Source organism: Nocardiopsis sp. KDC1DS13DA1 (assembly GCF_055632325.1).
The window spans coordinates 155,452-172,628 of the sequence record NZ_JBVMUY010000005.1; the positions used below are offsets into that span (position 1 = coordinate 155,452).

The following is a 17,177-nucleotide window of genomic DNA, read 5'->3' on the forward strand; positions in this document are numbered from 1 at the left end:
GCGGCCGACACGCCGGCTCCGGTGGACCTCGGGCTCATGACAACCCCAGTTCCCCGGTGATGCCGGTGATGCGTTCGGTCTCGGCGGCGATGAACTCCTCGAACGCCCCGTCGGTCTGGAAGGTGTCCTCCCAGCGGTTGCGCGCCAGGGTGTCCGCCCACTGGGGGGTGTCGCGCATCTCGGTGACGATCGCGGTCAGTTCGGCGCGCTCGGCCTCGGTGATACCGGGCGGGGCCACCACACCGCGCCAGTTCGGCAGGACCACGTCGATGCCCTGTTCGGTCAGGGTGGGTGTGTCGACTCCCTCGACGCGCTCGTGTGCCGCGACGCCCAGAGCACGGATGTTCCCGGCGGCGATCTGGTCGCTGAACTCGTCGTAGCCGCTGATGCCGACGTCGACGCCGCCCGAGAGCACGGAGGTCAGGGCCTTGCCTCCGCCGGAGAAGGGAATGTAGTTGACGTCCCCGGGATCGATCCCGACATCGCGGGCCACCATCCCCGCCAGGAGGTGGTCGGTCCCGCCCAGGGAGCCACCGCCGACCGCCATCGCGCCCGGGTCGGACCGCCAGGCCTCGGCCAGGTCACCCATGTTCCGGTGGGGGGAGTCCTCGCGCACGACGATCACCTCGTGGTCGTCGGCGAGGCGGGCGATGGGGGTGACGTCCTCCAGGCTGTGCGAGGAGCCGTCGGCGATGACGCTGCCGATCATCACGGTTCCGGTCACCAGCATCAGGTCGGGGCGGCCCCGCTGGCGCACGACGTGGGCCAGGCCGATGGTTCCGCCCGCGCCGGGGACGTTCACCACCTGGGTGTGGGCGACGATCCCGCCCTCGCGGTAGGCGTTCTGCGACTCGCGCGCCACCAGGTCCCAGCCGCCGCCGGGCGCGGCGGGGACGATGATCGTCAGCCTGTTGCGCAGGGTCCTCGACGCATCGTCCCCCGTCGTCGCCGCGTTCAGCGCGGCGGCGCAGACGATGGCGAACGCGACGAGCGCGCCGACGAAGCGAAGGATCCGCTGCACGCCCATGAGGTGGTTCTCTCTCGGAACCGCGGCCGCGGAACGCGGGAACGGCCCCGATACGCGGCTGGGATACACGTCCACCCTACCAACGGGTGATGCGGGTCACTCTGGTGAACTCCGGCCGGGACCGCCGCGGCCGCGGACGATCGCCGGGGTTGTCCACAGGCGCGCGTGGACTTGGTCGCCCTGCCACGGACCGCGATACGGTTACGTACATGGGTAACACACCGACCAGGCCGTCCACGTCGGCCGAGGACTACGTGAAGGTCATCTACGACCTCCAGGAGCGCGGTACCGGACCGGTGACGATCTCCGGGATGGCCGAGCGGCTGTCGGTGTCCAACTCGTCCGTGTCCGGGATGCTGCGCAAGCTCAACGAACTCGGCTTCGTCGAGCACCAGCGGTACGGGGCGGTCAGCCTCACCGAGGCCGGAACCAGGGCGGCGCTGTCGGTACTGCGGCGGCACCGGCTGCTGGAGACCTATCTGGTGGCCGAACTGGGCTACTCGTGGGACGAGGTGCACGACGAGGCCGAGATCCTCGAACACGTGGTGTCGGACAAGTTCGTCGACCGCATCGCCGCGCACCTGGGAGACCCGGTCGTGGATCCGCACGGCGACCCGATCCCCACCCGGGACGGGGACATCGTCGAACGCGAGTCGGTGCTGCTGTCCGACGCCAAGGAGGGCACCCGGGGGGCCGTCGTCCGGGTCAACGACAACGACCCGGACCTGCTGCGCTACCTGGCCGACATCGACATCGGCATCGGGATGACCGTCGAGGTCGTCGAGCGCCAGCCCTTCGCCGGTTCGATCCAGATCACCGTGCGCACGGGAGACGGGGCGCCCGAGCGTTCGCAGTCCCTGGGACTGGTGGCCGCCGAGGCCCTGTGGATCTCTCCGGACAGCACGTAACCGGGCGGGGACGGGGCCGACCGGTCGGTGGAGTCGCTTTCCCAGCAGCACTGGAACGCGCTCCGGGCACGGGCGGAACGGTTCGGCCGAGCCCCCGGTAGCGGGGCGGGGGCCCGGCCCACGTCCTTGCGCGAGGCCACGGCGGGAGGGGATCAGCCGGTGTGGCTCAGGACGAAGTCGAACTCGGCGGTCCTACCGGCACCGTCGCTTCGGACGTTCATCAGCAGCCGGGGATCGAAGATCCAGTCGGTGCGGTTGCGCGGCTCACCCGGGAAGTAGAGCTGGGTGGTGAGCACCGGCCGGCGCGGGGCCTGCACCTTGACGTGCAGGTGACGGGTACGGCCGGGGTAGAGGCCGGGAACCACGGTGGTCAGCCGGAAGGCCCCCTCCACGGTGGTGTACTGGTGGCCGCGGTAGTCGTAGCCGGTGTTGTCGTAGATCCCGCCGTCGTCGGCCTGCCAGAAGTCGAGCAGGGCACCGGCCACCGGTCGGCAGTCCCGGGTGAAGACGTAACCGGAGACCACCAGCGCCACCCCGGGGTCGCCCGGGATCACCAGGTCGGAGCGGTGCGGGGAGTTCGGGGTGAAGTAGGGGCCCTCCATCTGCGGGGGCGTGGGGTCGTCGCCGTCGTCGCACTCCGGGGTGGGTTCCAGCGGGCTTCCCGCCGCGGCCTGTTCGCGGGCGAGCGCCGGGGCCGCCCCGGCGGTGGACAGCAGGGCCGCTGCGGGAGCCGCGACGAAGGCAGCCTTGAGCAGGGTTTTCCGGGTGGGCCCTTCCTGCTCCGGGCGGTCGGTGCTCTCGGGCATGGAGACACTCCTCGTGGGGGAGAGGGGATGGGGCCCGGCCGGGACTCCCTGTGGGTGAGTACGAGGCTACGGAACGTCCCCGGGGAGGGCGATGGACGGATCTCGGCGGACGTGGTGCTTCTGCACGGCGGTGCCGGACCGGCGGCGGAACTCCCCGGGGCTGTCCCCGGTCTCACGGCGGAAGAACCGGCAGAAGTAGGCGGGGTCGGTGAAGCCGACCGCGCGGGCCACCGTGGCCACGGTCAGCCCGGTACCGGCGAGCAGCCGCTTGGCCTCCAGGGTGCGGGCGTCGCGGAGGAGTGCACCGGGGGTCCGTCCGGTCACCCGCCTCACCGTCTCGGCCAGGTGTCCGGGGGTCACTCCGAGTTCGGCGGCCGCCCCACCGACCGACATCCCGGCGGTCACGGCGGAGCCCTCGGCGAGGCGGAGGAAGCGTGTGGCCAGGGCGTCCGCACCGGAGGACGGCGGCGCGGGTTCCCGGTCGACCCACCGGGCCGCCCGGATCAGCAGGATGTGCAGGTAGGCGCGGAGCACCGAGGCCATGCCGTGCCCGTGGGCGCGGTATTCGCGCAGCATCTCGTCGAGCACACCGGCGACCTCGGCGGCGGCCCCGGGTGCCAGCGCCTGCCAGGGGCGCTCGGCGGCCAGTCGGCGGAGGAGGTCGCGGTCGCCTGGCCGGTCCAGCAGGAAGGCGTCGTCCAGGAGCACCACGTACCCGTCCACACCGCGGGCCGCCGCCCAGTGGTGCACCTGACCGGCGGCGAGGATCCCCAGGTTGGGCGGGGTGATCGGCCACCGGCACAGATCGATGACGTGCTCACCGGTACCGGCCGTGACGTGCACGATCTCGTGGAAGGTGTGCCGGTGCGGGAACGCCGCCCGGGACAGCGGCCCGATCGTGTCGAAGGTCCCGATGGCGAACGGGAAGAGCTGCGGGGCGGGAACCTCCAGCCGGTGCAGCTCCATGGGGGATGCCGTCTCCATGAGCGCTCTCCTGCCGTCTCTGTCCGAGGTGCGCGCTAGCGTGCTCCGCCCAGGAAACCACCCCGCCGACAGGCCCACCGTCACGGAGGTCGCGCTGATGGTTCCGCGCGAGCACGCACCTCCGCGGCTCTACTGGGCCTGGCTGGCCGGAACCGGAGTGAGCGCGCTCGGTACCCAGGTGCTGGTGTTCGGACTCGTGTGGCACGCGGCCCTGGTCAGCCCCGGTATGGCCGCGGCGGTGCTGTCGGCACAGGTCGTGCCCCGTGTACTGCTGACCCTGCACGGGGGTGCGCTGAGTGACCGTGTCGGGGCCCTGACCGTCATGGTGGTCGCGAACACGGTCCTGTGCGTTCTGGCGGTCACGGGTGCGGTGGTCATGTCCGTGGCCGACCCCGGCCCGGCCGTCATGGTCGTGATCGCGCTGGCGCTGGGCACGGTCGACGCGATCGACGTTCCGGCCTCGTCGTCGGTTCCCGTGCTTCTGGTCCCCTCCGCCGCGATGGGCCGCGCCGTGGCGGCCCGGCAGATCGCCCTCCAGGGCGCCGTGCTGTGCGGACCACCGTTGGGTGGTGCCGCGATCACCCTGCTCGGGTTGCCTGCCACCTACGGGGCCGGGGCCCTGGGCTACCTGGTCATGCTCCTCGTGCTGCGCCTCGTCCGCTCCCGGGCGGAACCCGCACCGCCCACCGGCGTGGGAACGGGACTGAACCGCCGGGTCCGCGAGGGGGTGGCGATCGTGTTCGGCACTCCACTGTTGCGTGTGATCGTACTGCTCACCGGGGTCTTCGCCATGTTCGTCATCCCCTTCTCCCCGCTCCTGGTACCGGTGGTCTCCGCCGCACGGGGCTGGGACGCGGTGACCACGGGGACGGCGGCGGGCGCCTTCGGTGCCGGTACGGCCTGCGTGACCGCGGTGGTCCTGTGGCGTGGAGCCGCTCCACGCGCCGGTCTGGTCGCCGCGTTGGGGATGATCACCGCCGGGGTGGGGGTCTCGATCTCCGCGTTCGCTCCGAAGCCGACGGTCTTCTGCCTCGTGTCCCTGGCCGTCGGTCTGGGGACCGGTCTCTTCTCCACCCACGTCGGCCCTCTGTTCATGGTCGCCTGTCCTCGGGAGGCGGTGGGGCGGGCCCAGGCGGTGGTGACCCTGGCCCAGTGGCTACCGCTGTTGTGGGCCAACCCGCTCATCGGCCTGCTCGCGCGGATCCACCCGGAGACCGTCCTGCTGATCCTGTGGGGCACCGGGGCGGGGGCGGCCGGAGCGGCCGCCCTGTGCGTGCGACCCTTCCGTGGGGCGCTGCTGCCCCGCGCCACCCGACAACCCGAGCGGGAGGCCGGCTGACGCCCCGGCCCCGTGCGGAGGCAAAGCCATGAGATGCGGATCCAGCTATTTCCAATAATTCCTAATCTAATAGGAGATTTATTTCGGTGGCTGGTACCCCGACCCACCACCGACGCCGAGCGGATCAGGCGCGCAGGGCGGGCAGGATCGCCTGGTCGACGATGGCGTCGATGTAGTCGTCGTCGGGCATCGTCATCATGTCGAGAGCGGACTTCAGCAGCAGCGCCTCTCCGATGTCCACGACGACGGGGGTGAGCCGGGCCGGGTCGACCTGCCCGCGTTCGGCGTAGTGGAGCAGCACGGTGCGGGTGAAGCGCCCGCCACGCGCGTCGAACACCTCCTCGTACAGCCGCCTGTGCAGTTCGGGCCTGCGCCGCACGGCCGAGGGCCGCGAGTGGCCGTGGGTGCGCCGACTACTGCGCCGCCGCGGGCTCTGGATGGTGGCCATCGGCCTGGCGCACACCGTGCTGATCTTCTTCGGCGACATCATCGCGGTCTACGGGCTGATCGCCCTGCTGTTCACGGCCGTACTCCGGTTCACCGACCGCCGGCTGCTCGCCCACGCGTTCGGATGGATGGCGGCGGGCAGCCTCGTCTACTCACTGGCGAACACGGCGGTGTTCGCGGCGTTCGCCGAACAGGGGGCCGCGGCCGGACCGGCGACGCCACTGACCGACCTCGTCGGGCGCTCCGCCTCCTGGGTGGTGCTCGCGCCGTTGCTCGTCGTGATCTCGGTCTTCCCGTTCATGATCGGGGTGTGGGCGGCCCGCCGCCGACTCCTGGAGGAGCCCGACCGCCACCGCTCCCTGCTGGTCCGTATCGCGGCGGACGGCATCGGGGCGGCTGTGGTCGGCGGGATCCCCCAGGCGCTGATCAACATCGAGGTCTGGGACGCACCGGCCGCCGCCGAGCCGTTCGTGTTCTGGCTGCACCTGCTGGTCGGCTACTTCGGAGGGTTCGGCTACGCGGCGCTGATCACGTTGGTCGCGGATCGGCTGGGAGAGCGGCGCGGAGTGGTCGTCAACGCTCTGGCCGCGACCGGCCGCCGCTCGATGACCTGTTACCTGTTGCAGTCGGTGGCCTGGACCGTGCTGATGCCGCCCTACGCCCTCGGGGTGATGACCTCCCTGACCGACACCCAGGCCGTCGGGGTCGGGATCGCGGTGTGGTTGGCGACCGTGGTCATCGCCGACCTCATGCGCCGCGCCGGGGATCGACAGGGCCCGGCCGAATGGCTGCTGCGCCGCCTCACCCACAGCCGGACCTGAGGCGGACCGCCCTCTCCGGCCTTCCCGAACAGGGCACGCGTGTGGATCGAACATCGTGCTCCGATATCGAAGACGGGTGCGGGGCCGTGGGGGAGGGGTGGGCGAAGGCGTCGGAAGGCGGCAACGGCACGAGCGGCGGGGACCAACGCGATATCGCCGAGCAGCTCGATGCGGTCGGCCGACACCGGTACATCGACCGCGGGTGCACCCGGGCCGAGCTTCTCCTCCTACGGGCTCCGGTCGAGGAGCGCGCGGACGGTGAGCGGGCCTCCGGCGTCGCCCTCCCAGTCCCAGTACAGGGCCAGGATGTCGATGATGCCTGGGCCGTAGCCGCCCACAGCGAGCGACTCGGGGGCGCGCATGCGGGGGAGGGGGAGGCGCGGTTGCCCGGGGCGGGGGCCGTCGTCGGTGACGCGGACGGCCGGTGGGAAACGGAGGCTTCGATCTTGATGCGCGTGGTTTCGCCCGCCGGGTTGAATCCGGCGGGCACCGAGCCCCTCACTCACCCAGCGCGGCGTTGATCAGATCCACGAGCTGTTCGGCGGCCGCCGCCGTGTCGTACTCCGGGTCGCTGAGTCGCTCAGCGACGATCCCGTCGATCGCCCCGCCGACGATGATCGCCAGCGTTCGCGTGTCCCGACCCACGTGTGCTCCACGCGCCCGCCGCGCGCCGTCGATGATCTCCGCCAGCGGTCCCCACCGCTCCGCCGACGCGTACCCCTCACCGTCGTGGATCAGCGCCTCGGTGATCATCCGCGTGTGCCTCGGATGCTCCCGCAGGTACCCGACCATGGAGCGAACGTAGGCGGCAGGCGCCCCCTCGGGCGCGGCGGCCTCGACCTCCCCCGCCACGTACCCCGCCAGCTCCGACAACACGTGGTCGCGCGCCGCCCGCACGACGGCGTCCTTGGACGGGAAGTGGTACAGCACCGCCGCCTTCGTGATGCCCGCGCGCTCGGCGATACCGGACAGCGCGACACCGGCGAAGCCCCGGTCGGCGACCAGTTCGACGGTCGCCTCGATCAGTTGGGCGCGCCGCGCGCGCTCGGTCAGGGTCAGCTCCCCCGACGTCGACCTCGTCCTTGCCATGCCACTGATTCTACCGTACGGTCAAATTACTAACCGATCGGTTAAGGAATCTCCTATGGGCACACGAAACCCCAGCTCACGACGGCGATGGCTAGCCATCACGGGGATCTGCGCCATCACCGCCCTGGTCGCGGCGGCGGCCCTGCGCTCACCCTCTCCGGTGGGCCACTGGAACAGCTCCCAGGGCCGCGACGAGTTCGCCGAGGTGTACGACGAGGCCTTCGCCGATCTGCCCGAACCGGAGCGGACCCTCGACCTGCGCACGGACTTCGGTATCGTGCGCGCCTACCGCTTCGCGGGTGACGGTGAGGCCTCCGCACCCCTCGTGCTGCTGCCGGGGCGGGCGTCGGCGAGCCCCGTATGGGCCGACAACCTGCCCTCCCTGTTGGAGATCGGCGACGTCTACACGATCGACCTCCTGGGCGAACCGGGCATGAGCGTCCAGGACCGCCCGATCGAGAACGACGCGGACCAGGCCCGATGGCTCCACCAGGCGCTCGACGGCCTCCCCGGGGACGGCTTCCACGTCGTGGGACTGTCGATCGGCGGCTGGACGGCGGCCAACCTGGCCACCCGGCGACCGGAGCTGGTCGAGACGCTCACGCTGATCGACCCGGTGTACGTCTTCTCCGACATCCCACCGGGCACGACCGTCCGCGCCCTCCCGGCCGCCCTGCCCTGGCTGCCCCGTTCCTGGCGGGACGGGTTCAACTCCTGGACGGCGGGCGGAGCGCCGGTGGAGGACGTCCCCGTGGCGGACATGATCGAGGCGGGGATGCGGCACTACACCCTGCGCCTGCCCCAGCCGACCAGGATCAGCGAGGAGCACGTGGGCCGCCTCGGCATGCCCGTGCTGGCGATCATCGCCGGGAACTCGGTGATGCACGACGCCGACGAGGCCGTGGCGGCTGCCGAGCGAACTCTGCCCGAGGGGAGCGTGCGCCTCTACCCGGACGCCTCCCACGCCGTCAGCGCAGAGCGTCCGGAGGAGATCGCGGCCGAGGTCGCCGCGTTCATCGGCGGTGTCTGAGAGCGGCACGCCCTCTCAGGGCCGGGGCGCGGACAGCCGGGTGCTGACCTCGCCGATCATCCGCTCGAACATCCCGGTCGCCGCGCCGCGGGGCATGAGGACGGCCGCGCGCAGGGCGGCCTCGCTCTGGAGCAGGGTCCGCGGCCCCGAGGTCGCGATGCCCCGGGTGGCCGTCCTGGCGGCCTTCACGGCCTGCCGGTCGCGGCTGCGCCCGTAGGCGCTCAGGGCGGCGGCCGGGTCGTCGTCGGCTCCGAGGCCGTCGAGGGCGCGCAGCAGCGCCGCGACGTCCTCCAGTCCCTGACCGGCGCCCTGGGCGAGGATGGGGGGCATCGTGTGCACCGCGTCGCCGATGAGGGCGCACCTGCCGCTCGACCACCGCAGCGGCGCGGGGTGCCGCCGGTGCGGGAAGAGCGCGAGGTCCTTCTCCGTCAACGTGTCCAGGAGCCGGGTGACGGGCGGCGCCCATGCCCGGTACCGGTTCCGGAGGAGGGCGAGCGCCTCCTCCGGACCGGCCTGGCCGTCCTCCCGGCGCAGCCGGAGGTCGATGAGCCAGTTGACCTTGCCCCCACCCGCGGGGTTGATCCCGACCCCGCCCTCCCGGCCGAGGAACATCAGGGATCGGGAGCGCAGGTCGAAGGGCGCGTCGACGAGGCCCTGCCAGGTGGCCGCGCCGGTCGGCCGCGCGTCCGGGCCCTCCTCGGCGCCGAGGATTGCGGTGCGCACCCGGGAGTTGACGCCGTCGGCGCCGATGAGCAGGTCGGCGGAGTACGCGGCGCCGTCCTCGGTCCGCACCCGCACGGTCCGGCCGTCGTCGTGGACGTGTGCGCAGCGGGCGCCGAAGCGGAAGATCTCCTCGGGCAGGTCCTCGACGAGCCGGGCGAGCAGCGTCGGGCGGGTGATCCCCAGCGTCGGGGCGCCGAACCGCTCCTCCAGCCGGACGGCGTCCACGGACATCACCGGGCGTCCGCGGGAGCTGTGGGCGTCGACGGCCTCGATGCGTTCACCCGCCCCGTCCAGGCGGACCCCCAGGTCGTCGAGGACCGTGGTGCCGTTGGGCCAGAGGATGATCGCGCACCCGGTGTCGCGCAGGGCGGGTGCCCTCTCGAGTACGGTCACCTCGTGCCCCGCGGCCAGGAACCCCCTGGCCGCCGCCGTTCCCGCGATTCCGGCCCCGACGATGAGCACGCGCATACCCGACCCCACATTCGTGATATTGCGTAGTACTACGACAAGTAGTACATCTGGGTTCGAGAGGAGCGGGAACCGGGGTGGGAACAGTGCGGCCTCAGTCCGCGGACCCCAGGGATGCCTCCGCCCGGTCCGCGAAGCGTGTCAGCGCGGTACCGAAGTCCTGGGCGTACTGGGGGGCGGGCTGTCCGAGCAGCGTTCGGTGCGTGGATCGGGCGGAGCGGACCCGGACCTGGATCCCGGTCTCGGCGGCGAAGTAGCGCTCCGTCGCGACCCACCGGCTGTCCGCCCAGCCGGGGGCCTCGGTGTGCTGACCGGCACCCGCGACGGAGGTGCGCACGAACTGCGGAGCCCCAACGGTTACGGCCGCCTCGATCAGCTTGGCCCCTCGGGTGATCTCGCCCTCGAAGGACCGCTCGTTCATCTCGGGTGTGTGCGCGGAGAAGACGCCGCGCACACCGCCCGCCGCTCTGCCGACGGATTCGCCGGCCACTCAGGTCGGCCTGGACCGGGTCGGCACCGAGCGCCTCGACGCCCTGTGGCCGGTCGGCGCGGCGGACCCGGCCCCGGCCCGCCGCCCGGACGCCGCAGTGCGGCGTCCGGCACGGTGCCGCGGAGGGCCTCAGCCCTGCCGACGCACGCCGGGGGTTCCGGCGTCGATGACGAAGCTGGCGCGGTCGGTGATGGGGGCGCCGGGCTCGGAGACGTAGTCCACCACCCGGTAGTCGGCCCTCCACTCGGTGGGGGTGACGGTGTTGCGCACGTAACCGCGCCTGCGGTTGATGAAGTGGATGTGCGGGTTCTCCCGGAGCTGGACGGCGTCGGTGGGGTTCTGCTCGACCCCGTCCCGCCCGCTGGTGAAGGACGTGCCGACCAGCTCGGTGGCGACGGTGGCGGAGTTCGGGTCGTCGAAGTCGGCCTTGACGTCGGCGACGTAGTTGGCGTGCACGTCACCGGTGATCACCACGGGGTTGTCGACCGTGGCCAGGTGGTCGCGCACGCGGTCGCGCTCGACGCGGTAGTTGTCCCAGGCGTCGTTGCTGACGTTGACCGCGTCGCCGTCGGCGAAGTCGCGCTGGGAGAAGAACACCTGCTGGGCCAGGACGTTCCAGCGCGCCCGGGAGTCCGTGAGGCCGTCGAGGAGCCACTGGCGCTGCTCGGCCCCGAGCAGGGTGCGGCTCGGGTCGTCGCGGTCGGCGTCGGGGACCTGGACGTCGCGGTACTGACGCGTGTCCAGCAGGTGCACGTCGACCAGGTCGCCGAAGTGGAGTCTGCGGTACAGCAGCAGGTCCGCGCCGACGGGACGCTGGGACCGGCGCAGGGGCATGTGCTCGTAGTAGGCCTGGAAGGCCGCCTGGCGCCGCAGGAGGAACTGCTCGGGGGGAACGTCCTCGCCGTAGGAGGTGTCGTCGGCCCAGTTGTTCTCCAGTTCGTGGTCGTCGAAGACCACGGCCCAGGGGAAGGCGGCGTGCGCGGCCTGGAGGTCGCCGTCGCCCTTGTACTGGGCGTGCCGCAACCGGTACTCGGCCAGGGTCCGGACCTCCCGGGGCGGGTGGTGGCCGCGCCCGATCTCGCCCTGGTCGCCGGTCTCGTAGATGTAGTCGCCCAGGAACGCCACCAGGTCCAGGTCCTCCTCGGCCAGGTGGGCCTGGGCGGTGTAGTAGCCGTTGGTGTAGCTCTGGCAGCTGGCGAAGGCGAACGCGAACCGGTCCACCCGCGCGCCCGGCGCCGGAGCGGTCCTGGTCCGGCCCACGGGGCTGATCTCGCGCCCGCAGCGGAAGCGGTAGAAGTACTGCGCTCCGGGGCGCAGCCCCTCGACCTCCACGTGGACGGCGTGGGCCCGGTCGGGTTCGGCCACCGCGGTTCCGGCTGCGCTGATCCGCCGGAACCGCTCGTCCTCGGACACCTGCCACTGGACGGGGACGCGCCAGTCGGGCATGCCGCCCAGGCCGTCCTCGGCCAGCGGCCGGGGTGCCAGCCGGGTCCAGAGCACCACACTGTCGGGCAGGGGGTCGCCGGAGGCCACGCCCAGGGTGAACGGGTCGGAGATCCGGGGCCCGCGGGGGGTGGCGGCGGCGAAGGCCTCGGTGCCGCCGAAGGTCCCCAGGGCCGCGGCGCCCAGGCCGACCGCGCCGCCGACCAGGACCTGGCGGCGGGTCGTGGCGTACGGGGGGAGCGAGGCGGCCAGGACGGTGGAGTCACGGAGGGTGGGCAGGGGGGAGTGCGGGGTGGGGGTTCCGGGCATGCGGGCTCCTGGGGTGTGGGACGGATCGCCGCCGGGGGGGGCGAGGGGCCGTCCACTATCCGGCCACGCGATGCGGTACACCCCAACCAGCGGACGGTGAACGTTGGTGGCGCCGTGGTGACGAACAGTTGACGTTCCGTCGCGGGACGAACGCGGGGACCGTCACGGTGTGCGCCGTGTGTCCCGAACGCGGGCGCGACGTCCTGGTGGGACGGCGTGTGCCCGTACTGATGGCGTTCGGTGTCGGTCCGTCCGCTCGGCCACATGCTAGATCGCTACTTTGAGAATATGAGTGACTACACGCCGTGTTGTCCTCGAATGCGGGTGCGATGCCTGGCAGGAAGGCCGGACCATCGCGCGGGCCATGACGACCATGGCCACGGGCGACCCCACGAACACGGGGATGGAGAAGGCGTCGTGGAGCACGCCGACGGGGGTGTACGCGACCAGGTCGGGTGTGCCGGGGGGGTGACCGCTGACCGGGTCGGTGACGGACAGCGGACCGGAGACCACCCCCGTCCGCAGCAGCGCCCCCGTGGCCCGGATGTCCCCCGACCACCGCACCGGACGCACGGGGGACCGGCGGTTTCCCCCTGGGTTCCGCACCGCGCCGCGGGCGTAGGGTGGGGCCATGCGCAAGCGACATTGATCCTCCGCCAGAGGCCGGTCGACGGCACACGCACGCGGACCACCGGGAGGCCCCCGCACCCGGTGTCCCTTGTCGTACGACCGAAAGACCTCCATGCGCACCCCGTCCTCCCGCGTGTCCGACGCGCGCACGTCACGTCTGACGCTGCCGCTGTACGCCTACGCCGCCACCGAGGAGTTCATCCTCCTCTACCCCCTGTACGCGTTGCTGTTCCAGGAACACGGCCTGTCGGTCGCCCAGATCAGCTCCCTGTTCCTCCTCTGGTCCGCGGCCGGCCTCCTCGTCGCCGTCCCGTCCGGAGCCTGGGCCGACGTGGTTCCCCGGCGCTACCTGCTGGCCTCCGCCCCGCTCCTGGCCGCCGCGGGCTTCACCCTGTGGCTGACGGCGCCCTCCTACTGGGCCTTCGCCCTCGGCTTCGTCCTGTGGGGGGCGGGCGGTGCCCTGTCCTCCGGCGCCCTGGAGGCGCTGGTGCACACCGAGCTCACCCTCCGGGGCGCGGCCGACCGCTACCCCGGGATCATGGGTGTGCGGCGCACCCTGGGGGTGGTGTCCGCGGGCGGCGCCACCCTGCTGGCGATCCCCGTCATGTCCGCGGGCGGCTACCCGGCGGTCGGCGCCGCGAGCGTCGCCATGTGCGCGCTGTGCGCCCTCGCCGGGCTGGCGCTGCCCGAACACCGGTCGGGCGCGGCGGCGTCCGTGTCCGACGGAGCACCCGACCGCACCGGGGACGGTCCGGCCGGTCGCGGGGAGGCGGAGGAGACCGACGAGCCGCCCGTGTCCGCCTACGGCGCCGCGTTGCGCGCCGGACTGGCCGAGGCCCGCGCCAGCCGCGCCGTGCGCGCGGCGATCGTGCTCGTGGTCGTGGTCGGCGTGTTCTGGGGCGTGCTGGACGAGTACCTGCCGCTGCTGGCGGTCGAGTCCGGAACCCCGGTCGAGACGGTGCCGTTCGTCGTCCTGGTGGCCTGGACCGGAGCCAGCCTCGGAGGGCTGGCCGCCGGACCCGCCGCGCGCCTGCCCTCCCGTGCCCTGCCGTTCCTGCTGGGGGCGGCCGGGATCGCCATCGGGGCGGGCGCGCTGCTGGGCGGCCCCCTCGGGTGGGTCCTGATCGGCGCGGGCTTCGGTGCCTGCCAGTCCATGGACGTGCTCGTCGACGCCCGGCTCCAGGACAGCATCACCGGCCCCAGCCGGGCCACGGTGACCTCCCTGGCCGGGCTGGGCACCGACGCCCTCACCCTCACCTCCTACGCCCTGTACGCGGGCGCGTTCGCCCTCCTGGGCCACGCGGAGGCCTTCGCCCTGTTCGCGGCCCCCTATCTGCTGGCCGCGGTGGTGTGGGCGCGCTCCGGTGCGCGACGGGACCGAGACAGCCCGGACACGAGCCAATAGCATCAAGGGTCGTGGGATATCAGATAACGAACACCACGAACAGCGACAGCCCGGGCACCGTCTCCGTGCGCGGGATCGACGTCAGCTACAGCGACCGTGGAGCCGGCTACCCCCTTCTGATGATCCACGGCCACCCCTTCGACCGCACGATGTGGGACCCGCAGGTACGGGCCCTGGCCGGGCGCGGATACCGCGTCATCACCCCCGACCTGCGCGGATACGGGAACAGTTCGGTGGTCCCCGGGGCCACGGCCCTGGAGGCGTTCGCGCGCGACCTGGCGGCCCTGCTCCACCACCTGGGCCTGGGGGTGGTGGGGATCGTCGGGTGGTCCATGGGCGCCCAGATCGCGTTGGAGCTGTACCGGCTCTTCCCCGACGGAGTCGACACACTCACCCTGGCGGCCACCACCCCGCACGCGGAGACCGAGCGGGGCCGGGAGGACCGCGAGCGGATGGCCGACCGGCTGGCGGCCGAGGGCATGGGCCGGTACGCCGACGAGATGACCGTGGGCATGATGAGCCCGGCCAACGTGCGTGAGATGCCCGAGGTCGCCGCGCACGTGCGCGCCATGATGCGCGCGGCCCCGCCGGAGGGGGCGGCGGCCGCCCTGCGTGGTCGGGCCCGACGGCCCGACCACGTGCCGCTGCTCAGGAGGGTGTCGTGTCCGACGCTCCTGGTCACGGGGCGGGAGGACCCCTTCACCCCGCCCGCAGTCGCCGAGGCCATGCACGTACTCGTGCCGGACTCGGTGCTGGAGGTGGTGGAGGGGGCCGCCCACCTGCCCAACCTGGAACGGCCGGACCGGTTCAACGAGGTGCTGCGCCGGTTCCTGGAGCACAGGCGCACCCGTCGGGGCCGGTGAGCGGAGTGGACACCGCGCCCCGGTCCCGTCCGGGGGTGGCGGAGCCCGGGGACGGCCGGGCCCGGCCCGTGCCATGGTGGGCCTTCCCGCCCCCCACACGGAAGGCTCCCGGTGACCGCAGCCGACGACGAACGTTCCCGACGCCGCCCCGCGCCCGGACGCCAACGGCTGGGCGGTGACTACCGGCGGCTGCTGTGCGCCAGCGCCCTGGGCAACCTCGGCGACGGCGTCGCGCTGGTCGCCCTGCCCTGGTACGCCTCCACCCTGACCGACGACCCCCTGGTGGTGTCCGCGGTCGGCGCGGCCACCCGGCTGCCGTGGCTGCTCATGGCACTGGTCGCGGGGGTGGTGGGGGACCGGGTGGACCGGCGGCGGCTGATGGCGTTCTCCGGCGGCGGCAAGGCGATGGTCCTGGTCGCCCTGACCGTGCTGGTGGCGACGGACACCGCCGGTGTGGGGACCGTGCTGGCGGCGGCGCTGCTGGTCGGGGTGTGCGAGGTGCTGTTCGACAACACGGCCCAGGCCCTGCTGCCGTCGGTCGTGCCGCGCGAGCGCCTGGAACGCGCCAACGGCACCCTGTTCAGCGTGGGGGAGGTCGCGAGCCGGTTCGTGGGCGCCCCGGTGGCCGGGCTCCTGGTCGCGGTGTCCGTGGCGTGGGCGTTCGGCGCGCAGGCCGTGCTCGTGGCGTGCGCCGTGCTGGTGCTGCTCACCCTGCGCGGCGGTGCGGGCCGGTTCGGCCCCGGGGAGAAGAAGGACCACCCCCCGATGCGCGTGATGCTGGTGGAAGGGGTGGTGTGGCTGTGGCGGCACCGGCTCCTGCGCACCCTGGCCCTGGTGCTGGCGCTGTCCAACCTGGCGGGGACGATGAACAGCGCGGTCCTGGTGCTGTTCGCGCAGGACGTGCTGGGCCTGGGATCGCGCGGATACGGGCTGCTGCTCACCGCCACGGCCGCCGGGATGATCGTCGGGGCCCAGTTCGTACCGTGGCTCATCCCGCGTGTGCCGCCCGGGGCCACGCTCACCCTGGCCCTGGCCGTCCAGGGCGCGGCCTACACCGCCGTCGCGGTGTTCCCCGGCGTGGCGCTGTTCGCGGTGCTGTGGGTGCTGGTCGGCTTCACCATCGTGTGGTGGAACGTGCTCACCCTCTCGCTGCGCCAGCGCGTCATCCCCGACCGGCTGCTCTCCCGCGTGCTGTCGGCCTACCGCACCCTCGGCTGGGGCGCCGCCCCGATCGGGATGGCGCTGGGCGGCGGTATCGCGGCGGCCCTCGAAGGGGTCGTGGGGCGCACGGCGGCGCTGTCGGCGCCCTTCCTGGTGTCGGGGGTGCTCAGTTTCGCGCTCGTGGCGGTGGCGGCCCGCCACCTGAGCACCGCGGCCATCGAGCGCGCCCTGGCCGCCGCCGGGTCCGGGGACTGAACTCCGCCCGGAGGGCCCGCTGACGGGGTGCCGTCCCGGCCGGGACGACACCCCGCGTGCTCAGACCCGCTCCACCGGCACCCAGAGCTCACCCTCGGCGCCGCTGCGGTCCCCGGCGTACTCCACCCGCAGCATCTCGGGGCCCGCGACCGTCCGGTAGGCCGGGTTCGAGGGGAACCACTGCGCGTAGGCGTCAGCCCACAGCCGCTGCACGGCCTCGGGCATCTCGTGGGCGGAGGCACCGAACGGGAAGACCACCCACGTTCGGGCCGCCACCTCCAACGTGTCCATGCCCTCGGGGGCGGGCCCGGACGTGGCCGCGGCGTGGTAGTAGTCCAGTTCGCCGCCCTCCGCGCGCTCGGGCCCGATGTTGTCGGTCACCGAGAGCGGCCCCGCGGGCTCCTGGTCGCTCATCCGTGCGAGCCGGGCGTGTTCCTGCGCGCCCAGCCCCCGGACGAACTCCTCGATGGCCGTGTTCGGCCCCTCGTGCACCAGCGGTACGCGTTTCCTGTGGCCCACCAGGCGGAACGCCTCCTTGTCCACGACGCGGTAACGCATGTCCTGACTCCCTTCGACGGTCAGACGAAACATCAGTCGGGGTTGGGACCGCAGGACCGCTCCGGTACGCCGGGCCTCGCCCGGACTCACACCGTGCAGGGAGCGAAACGCCCGGGTGAAGGCCTCCGCCGACCCGTAGCCGTGGCGTACCGCGACCTCCAGCAGGGTGCGCCGCCCGTCGAGTACCTCGGCTCCGGCCAGTGTCAACCGGCGCCGCCGCACGTACTCCGACAACGGCATCCCGGACAGCGCCGAGAACATCCGTCGGAAGTGGTGCTCGGTGGTGAGCGCCTCACGCGCCACCGCCGCCACGTCCACCCCGTCCCGGAGGTCGTCCTCGATCCGTTCCAGGGCCCGGTTCAGCCGTTCCAACACGGTCCCACCTCCCTCTTCCACCACTGACGTTAGGAGCGGCGGCACC

18 protein-coding genes are annotated in these 17,177 nt (G+C 72.7%); 7 read left to right on the forward strand and 11 right to left on the reverse strand.

Annotated elements, in window-relative coordinates:
* Window positions 1-34: 34 nt before the first annotated feature.
* Window positions 35-1,027, reverse strand: coding sequence for a Bug family tripartite tricarboxylate transporter substrate binding protein (locus tag ACTVAJ_RS04455; RefSeq protein WP_470386752.1), 993 nt, complete (start codon window positions 1,025-1,027; stop codon window positions 35-37).
* 209 nt (window positions 1,028-1,236) lie between these two features.
* Here ACTVAJ_RS04455 and ACTVAJ_RS04460 point away from each other — a divergent pair, with 209 nt between their 5' ends.
* A complete protein-coding gene (locus ACTVAJ_RS04460; protein ID WP_470386753.1) occupies window positions 1,237-1,935 on the forward strand; it encodes a metal-dependent transcriptional regulator in 699 nt (232 codons plus the stop codon).
* Between the two features lie 152 nt (window positions 1,936-2,087).
* Here the strand turns inward: ACTVAJ_RS04460 and ACTVAJ_RS04465 are convergent, their stop codons facing one another.
* Together ACTVAJ_RS04465 and ACTVAJ_RS04470 are read right to left on the reverse strand one after the other, a co-directional pair.
* On the reverse strand, window positions 2,088-2,741 hold the full coding sequence (locus tag ACTVAJ_RS04465) for a dioxygenase family protein (protein ID WP_470386754.1): 654 nt from the start codon (window positions 2,739-2,741) through the stop codon (window positions 2,088-2,090).
* A gap of 66 nt (window positions 2,742-2,807) precedes the next feature.
* On the reverse strand, window positions 2,808-3,725 hold the full coding sequence (locus ACTVAJ_RS04470; protein WP_470386755.1) for an AraC family transcriptional regulator: 918 nt from the start codon (window positions 3,723-3,725) through the stop codon (window positions 2,808-2,810).
* Between ACTVAJ_RS04470 and ACTVAJ_RS04475 the strand changes: the two genes are divergently transcribed.
* Window positions 3,724-5,064: an MFS transporter gene (locus ACTVAJ_RS04475; protein WP_470386756.1), complete on the forward strand. Its 1,341-nt coding sequence runs from the start codon at window positions 3,724-3,726 to the stop codon at window positions 5,062-5,064. The genes ACTVAJ_RS04470 and ACTVAJ_RS04475 overlap by 2 nt on opposite strands.
* 124 nt (window positions 5,065-5,188) lie before the next feature.
* On the opposite strand, the gene ACTVAJ_RS04480 is transcribed toward ACTVAJ_RS04475, so the two are convergent.
* Window positions 5,189-5,512, reverse strand: coding sequence for a TetR family transcriptional regulator C-terminal domain-containing protein (locus tag ACTVAJ_RS04480; protein WP_470386757.1), 324 nt, complete (start codon window positions 5,510-5,512; stop codon window positions 5,189-5,191).
* On the opposite strand from ACTVAJ_RS04480, the gene ACTVAJ_RS04485 reads away from it, so the two are divergent.
* The gene (locus tag ACTVAJ_RS04485; protein ID WP_470386758.1) at window positions 5,502-6,332 is read left to right on the forward strand and encodes a DUF418 domain-containing protein; all 831 of its coding nucleotides are present in this window, start codon (window positions 5,502-5,504) and stop codon (window positions 6,330-6,332) included. The two genes, ACTVAJ_RS04480 and ACTVAJ_RS04485, sit on opposite strands and share 11 nt — an antisense overlap.
* A gap of 227 nt (window positions 6,333-6,559) precedes the next feature.
* On the opposite strand, the gene ACTVAJ_RS04490 is transcribed toward ACTVAJ_RS04485, so the two are convergent.
* The gene (locus ACTVAJ_RS04490; protein ID WP_470386759.1) at window positions 6,560-6,694 is read right to left on the reverse strand and encodes a hypothetical protein; all 135 of its coding nucleotides are present in this window, start codon (window positions 6,692-6,694) and stop codon (window positions 6,560-6,562) included.
* A gap of 136 nt (window positions 6,695-6,830) precedes the next feature.
* Complete coding sequence (locus ACTVAJ_RS04495) at window positions 6,831-7,421, reverse strand: TetR/AcrR family transcriptional regulator (RefSeq protein ID WP_470386760.1); 591 nt, start codon at window positions 7,419-7,421, stop codon at window positions 6,831-6,833.
* A gap of 55 nt (window positions 7,422-7,476) precedes the next feature.
* Here ACTVAJ_RS04495 and ACTVAJ_RS04500 point away from each other — a divergent pair, with 55 nt between their 5' ends.
* Window positions 7,477-8,451: an alpha/beta fold hydrolase gene (locus ACTVAJ_RS04500; RefSeq protein ID WP_470386761.1), complete on the forward strand. Its 975-nt coding sequence runs from the start codon at window positions 7,477-7,479 to the stop codon at window positions 8,449-8,451.
* A gap of 15 nt (window positions 8,452-8,466) precedes the next feature.
* On the opposite strand, the gene ACTVAJ_RS04505 is transcribed toward ACTVAJ_RS04500, so the two are convergent.
* The 4 genes from ACTVAJ_RS04505 to ACTVAJ_RS04520 form a co-directional block, all read right to left on the reverse strand.
* Complete coding sequence (locus ACTVAJ_RS04505) at window positions 8,467-9,642, reverse strand: FAD-dependent oxidoreductase (RefSeq protein ID WP_470386762.1); 1,176 nt, start codon at window positions 9,640-9,642, stop codon at window positions 8,467-8,469.
* Window positions 9,643-9,736: 94 nt separating this feature from the next.
* Entirely contained in the window at window positions 9,737-10,132 is a 396-nt protein-coding gene (locus ACTVAJ_RS04510) for a hypothetical protein (protein WP_470386763.1), read from the reverse strand.
* Window positions 10,133-10,261: 129 nt separating this feature from the next.
* Complete coding sequence (locus ACTVAJ_RS04515) at window positions 10,262-11,884, reverse strand: alkaline phosphatase D family protein (protein ID WP_470386764.1); 1,623 nt, start codon at window positions 11,882-11,884, stop codon at window positions 10,262-10,264.
* Window positions 11,885-12,151: 267 nt separating this feature from the next.
* Window positions 12,152-12,457: a hypothetical protein gene (locus ACTVAJ_RS04520; RefSeq protein ID WP_470386765.1), complete on the reverse strand. Its 306-nt coding sequence runs from the start codon at window positions 12,455-12,457 to the stop codon at window positions 12,152-12,154.
* A gap of 169 nt (window positions 12,458-12,626) precedes the next feature.
* Between ACTVAJ_RS04520 and ACTVAJ_RS04525 the strand changes: the two genes are divergently transcribed.
* From ACTVAJ_RS04525 to ACTVAJ_RS04535, 3 genes are all read left to right on the forward strand, one after another.
* Complete coding sequence (locus ACTVAJ_RS04525) at window positions 12,627-13,919, forward strand: MFS transporter (protein WP_470386766.1); 1,293 nt, start codon at window positions 12,627-12,629, stop codon at window positions 13,917-13,919.
* A gap of 65 nt (window positions 13,920-13,984) precedes the next feature.
* Window positions 13,985-14,782: an alpha/beta fold hydrolase gene (locus tag ACTVAJ_RS04530; protein ID WP_470386960.1), complete on the forward strand. Its 798-nt coding sequence runs from the start codon at window positions 13,985-13,987 to the stop codon at window positions 14,780-14,782.
* Window positions 14,783-14,893: 111 nt separating this feature from the next.
* On the forward strand, window positions 14,894-16,198 hold the full coding sequence (locus ACTVAJ_RS04535) for an MFS transporter (RefSeq protein WP_470386767.1): 1,305 nt from the start codon (window positions 14,894-14,896) through the stop codon (window positions 16,196-16,198).
* A 60-nt stretch (window positions 16,199-16,258) separates the two neighbouring features.
* Here ACTVAJ_RS04535 and ACTVAJ_RS04540 read toward each other — a convergent pair whose 3' ends face one another.
* Window positions 16,259-17,131, reverse strand: coding sequence for an AraC family transcriptional regulator (locus ACTVAJ_RS04540; RefSeq protein ID WP_470386768.1), 873 nt, complete (start codon window positions 17,129-17,131; stop codon window positions 16,259-16,261).
* Window positions 17,132-17,177 lie beyond the last annotated feature (46 nt).

What these genes read in the sequence shown, in the direction of transcription:
- ACTVAJ_RS04455 (WP_470386752.1), bottom strand. Translation starts at nt 1,027, where the DNA reads ATGGGCGTGCAGCGGATCCTTCGCTTCGTCGGCGCGCTCGTCGCGTTC.
- ACTVAJ_RS04505 (WP_470386762.1), bottom strand. Translation starts at nt 9,642, where the DNA reads ATGCGCGTGCTCATCGTCGGGGCCGGAATCGCGGGAACGGCGGCGGCC.
- ACTVAJ_RS04465 (WP_470386754.1), bottom strand. Translation starts at nt 2,741, where the DNA reads ATGCCCGAGAGCACCGACCGCCCGGAGCAGGAAGGGCCCACCCGGAAA.
- ACTVAJ_RS04470 (WP_470386755.1), bottom strand. Translation starts at nt 3,725, where the DNA reads ATGGAGACGGCATCCCCCATGGAGCTGCACCGGCTGGAGGTTCCCGCC.
- ACTVAJ_RS04485 (WP_470386758.1), top strand. Translation starts at nt 5,502, where the DNA reads ATGGTGGCCATCGGCCTGGCGCACACCGTGCTGATCTTCTTCGGCGAC.
- ACTVAJ_RS04490 (WP_470386759.1), bottom strand. Translation starts at nt 6,694, where the DNA reads ATGCGCGCCCCCGAGTCGCTCGCTGTGGGCGGCTACGGCCCAGGCATC.
- ACTVAJ_RS04500 (WP_470386761.1), top strand. Translation starts at nt 7,477, where the DNA reads ATGGGCACACGAAACCCCAGCTCACGACGGCGATGGCTAGCCATCACG.
- ACTVAJ_RS04475 (WP_470386756.1), top strand. Translation starts at nt 3,724, where the DNA reads ATGAGCGCTCTCCTGCCGTCTCTGTCCGAGGTGCGCGCTAGCGTGCTC.
- ACTVAJ_RS04495 (WP_470386760.1), bottom strand. Translation starts at nt 7,421, where the DNA reads ATGGCAAGGACGAGGTCGACGTCGGGGGAGCTGACCCTGACCGAGCGC.
- ACTVAJ_RS04460 (WP_470386753.1), top strand. Translation starts at nt 1,237, where the DNA reads ATGGGTAACACACCGACCAGGCCGTCCACGTCGGCCGAGGACTACGTG.
- ACTVAJ_RS04480 (WP_470386757.1), bottom strand. Translation starts at nt 5,512, where the DNA reads ATGGCCACCATCCAGAGCCCGCGGCGGCGCAGTAGTCGGCGCACCCAC.
- ACTVAJ_RS04515 (WP_470386764.1), bottom strand. Translation starts at nt 11,884, where the DNA reads ATGCCCGGAACCCCCACCCCGCACTCCCCCCTGCCCACCCTCCGTGAC.
- ACTVAJ_RS04525 (WP_470386766.1), top strand. Translation starts at nt 12,627, where the DNA reads ATGCGCACCCCGTCCTCCCGCGTGTCCGACGCGCGCACGTCACGTCTG.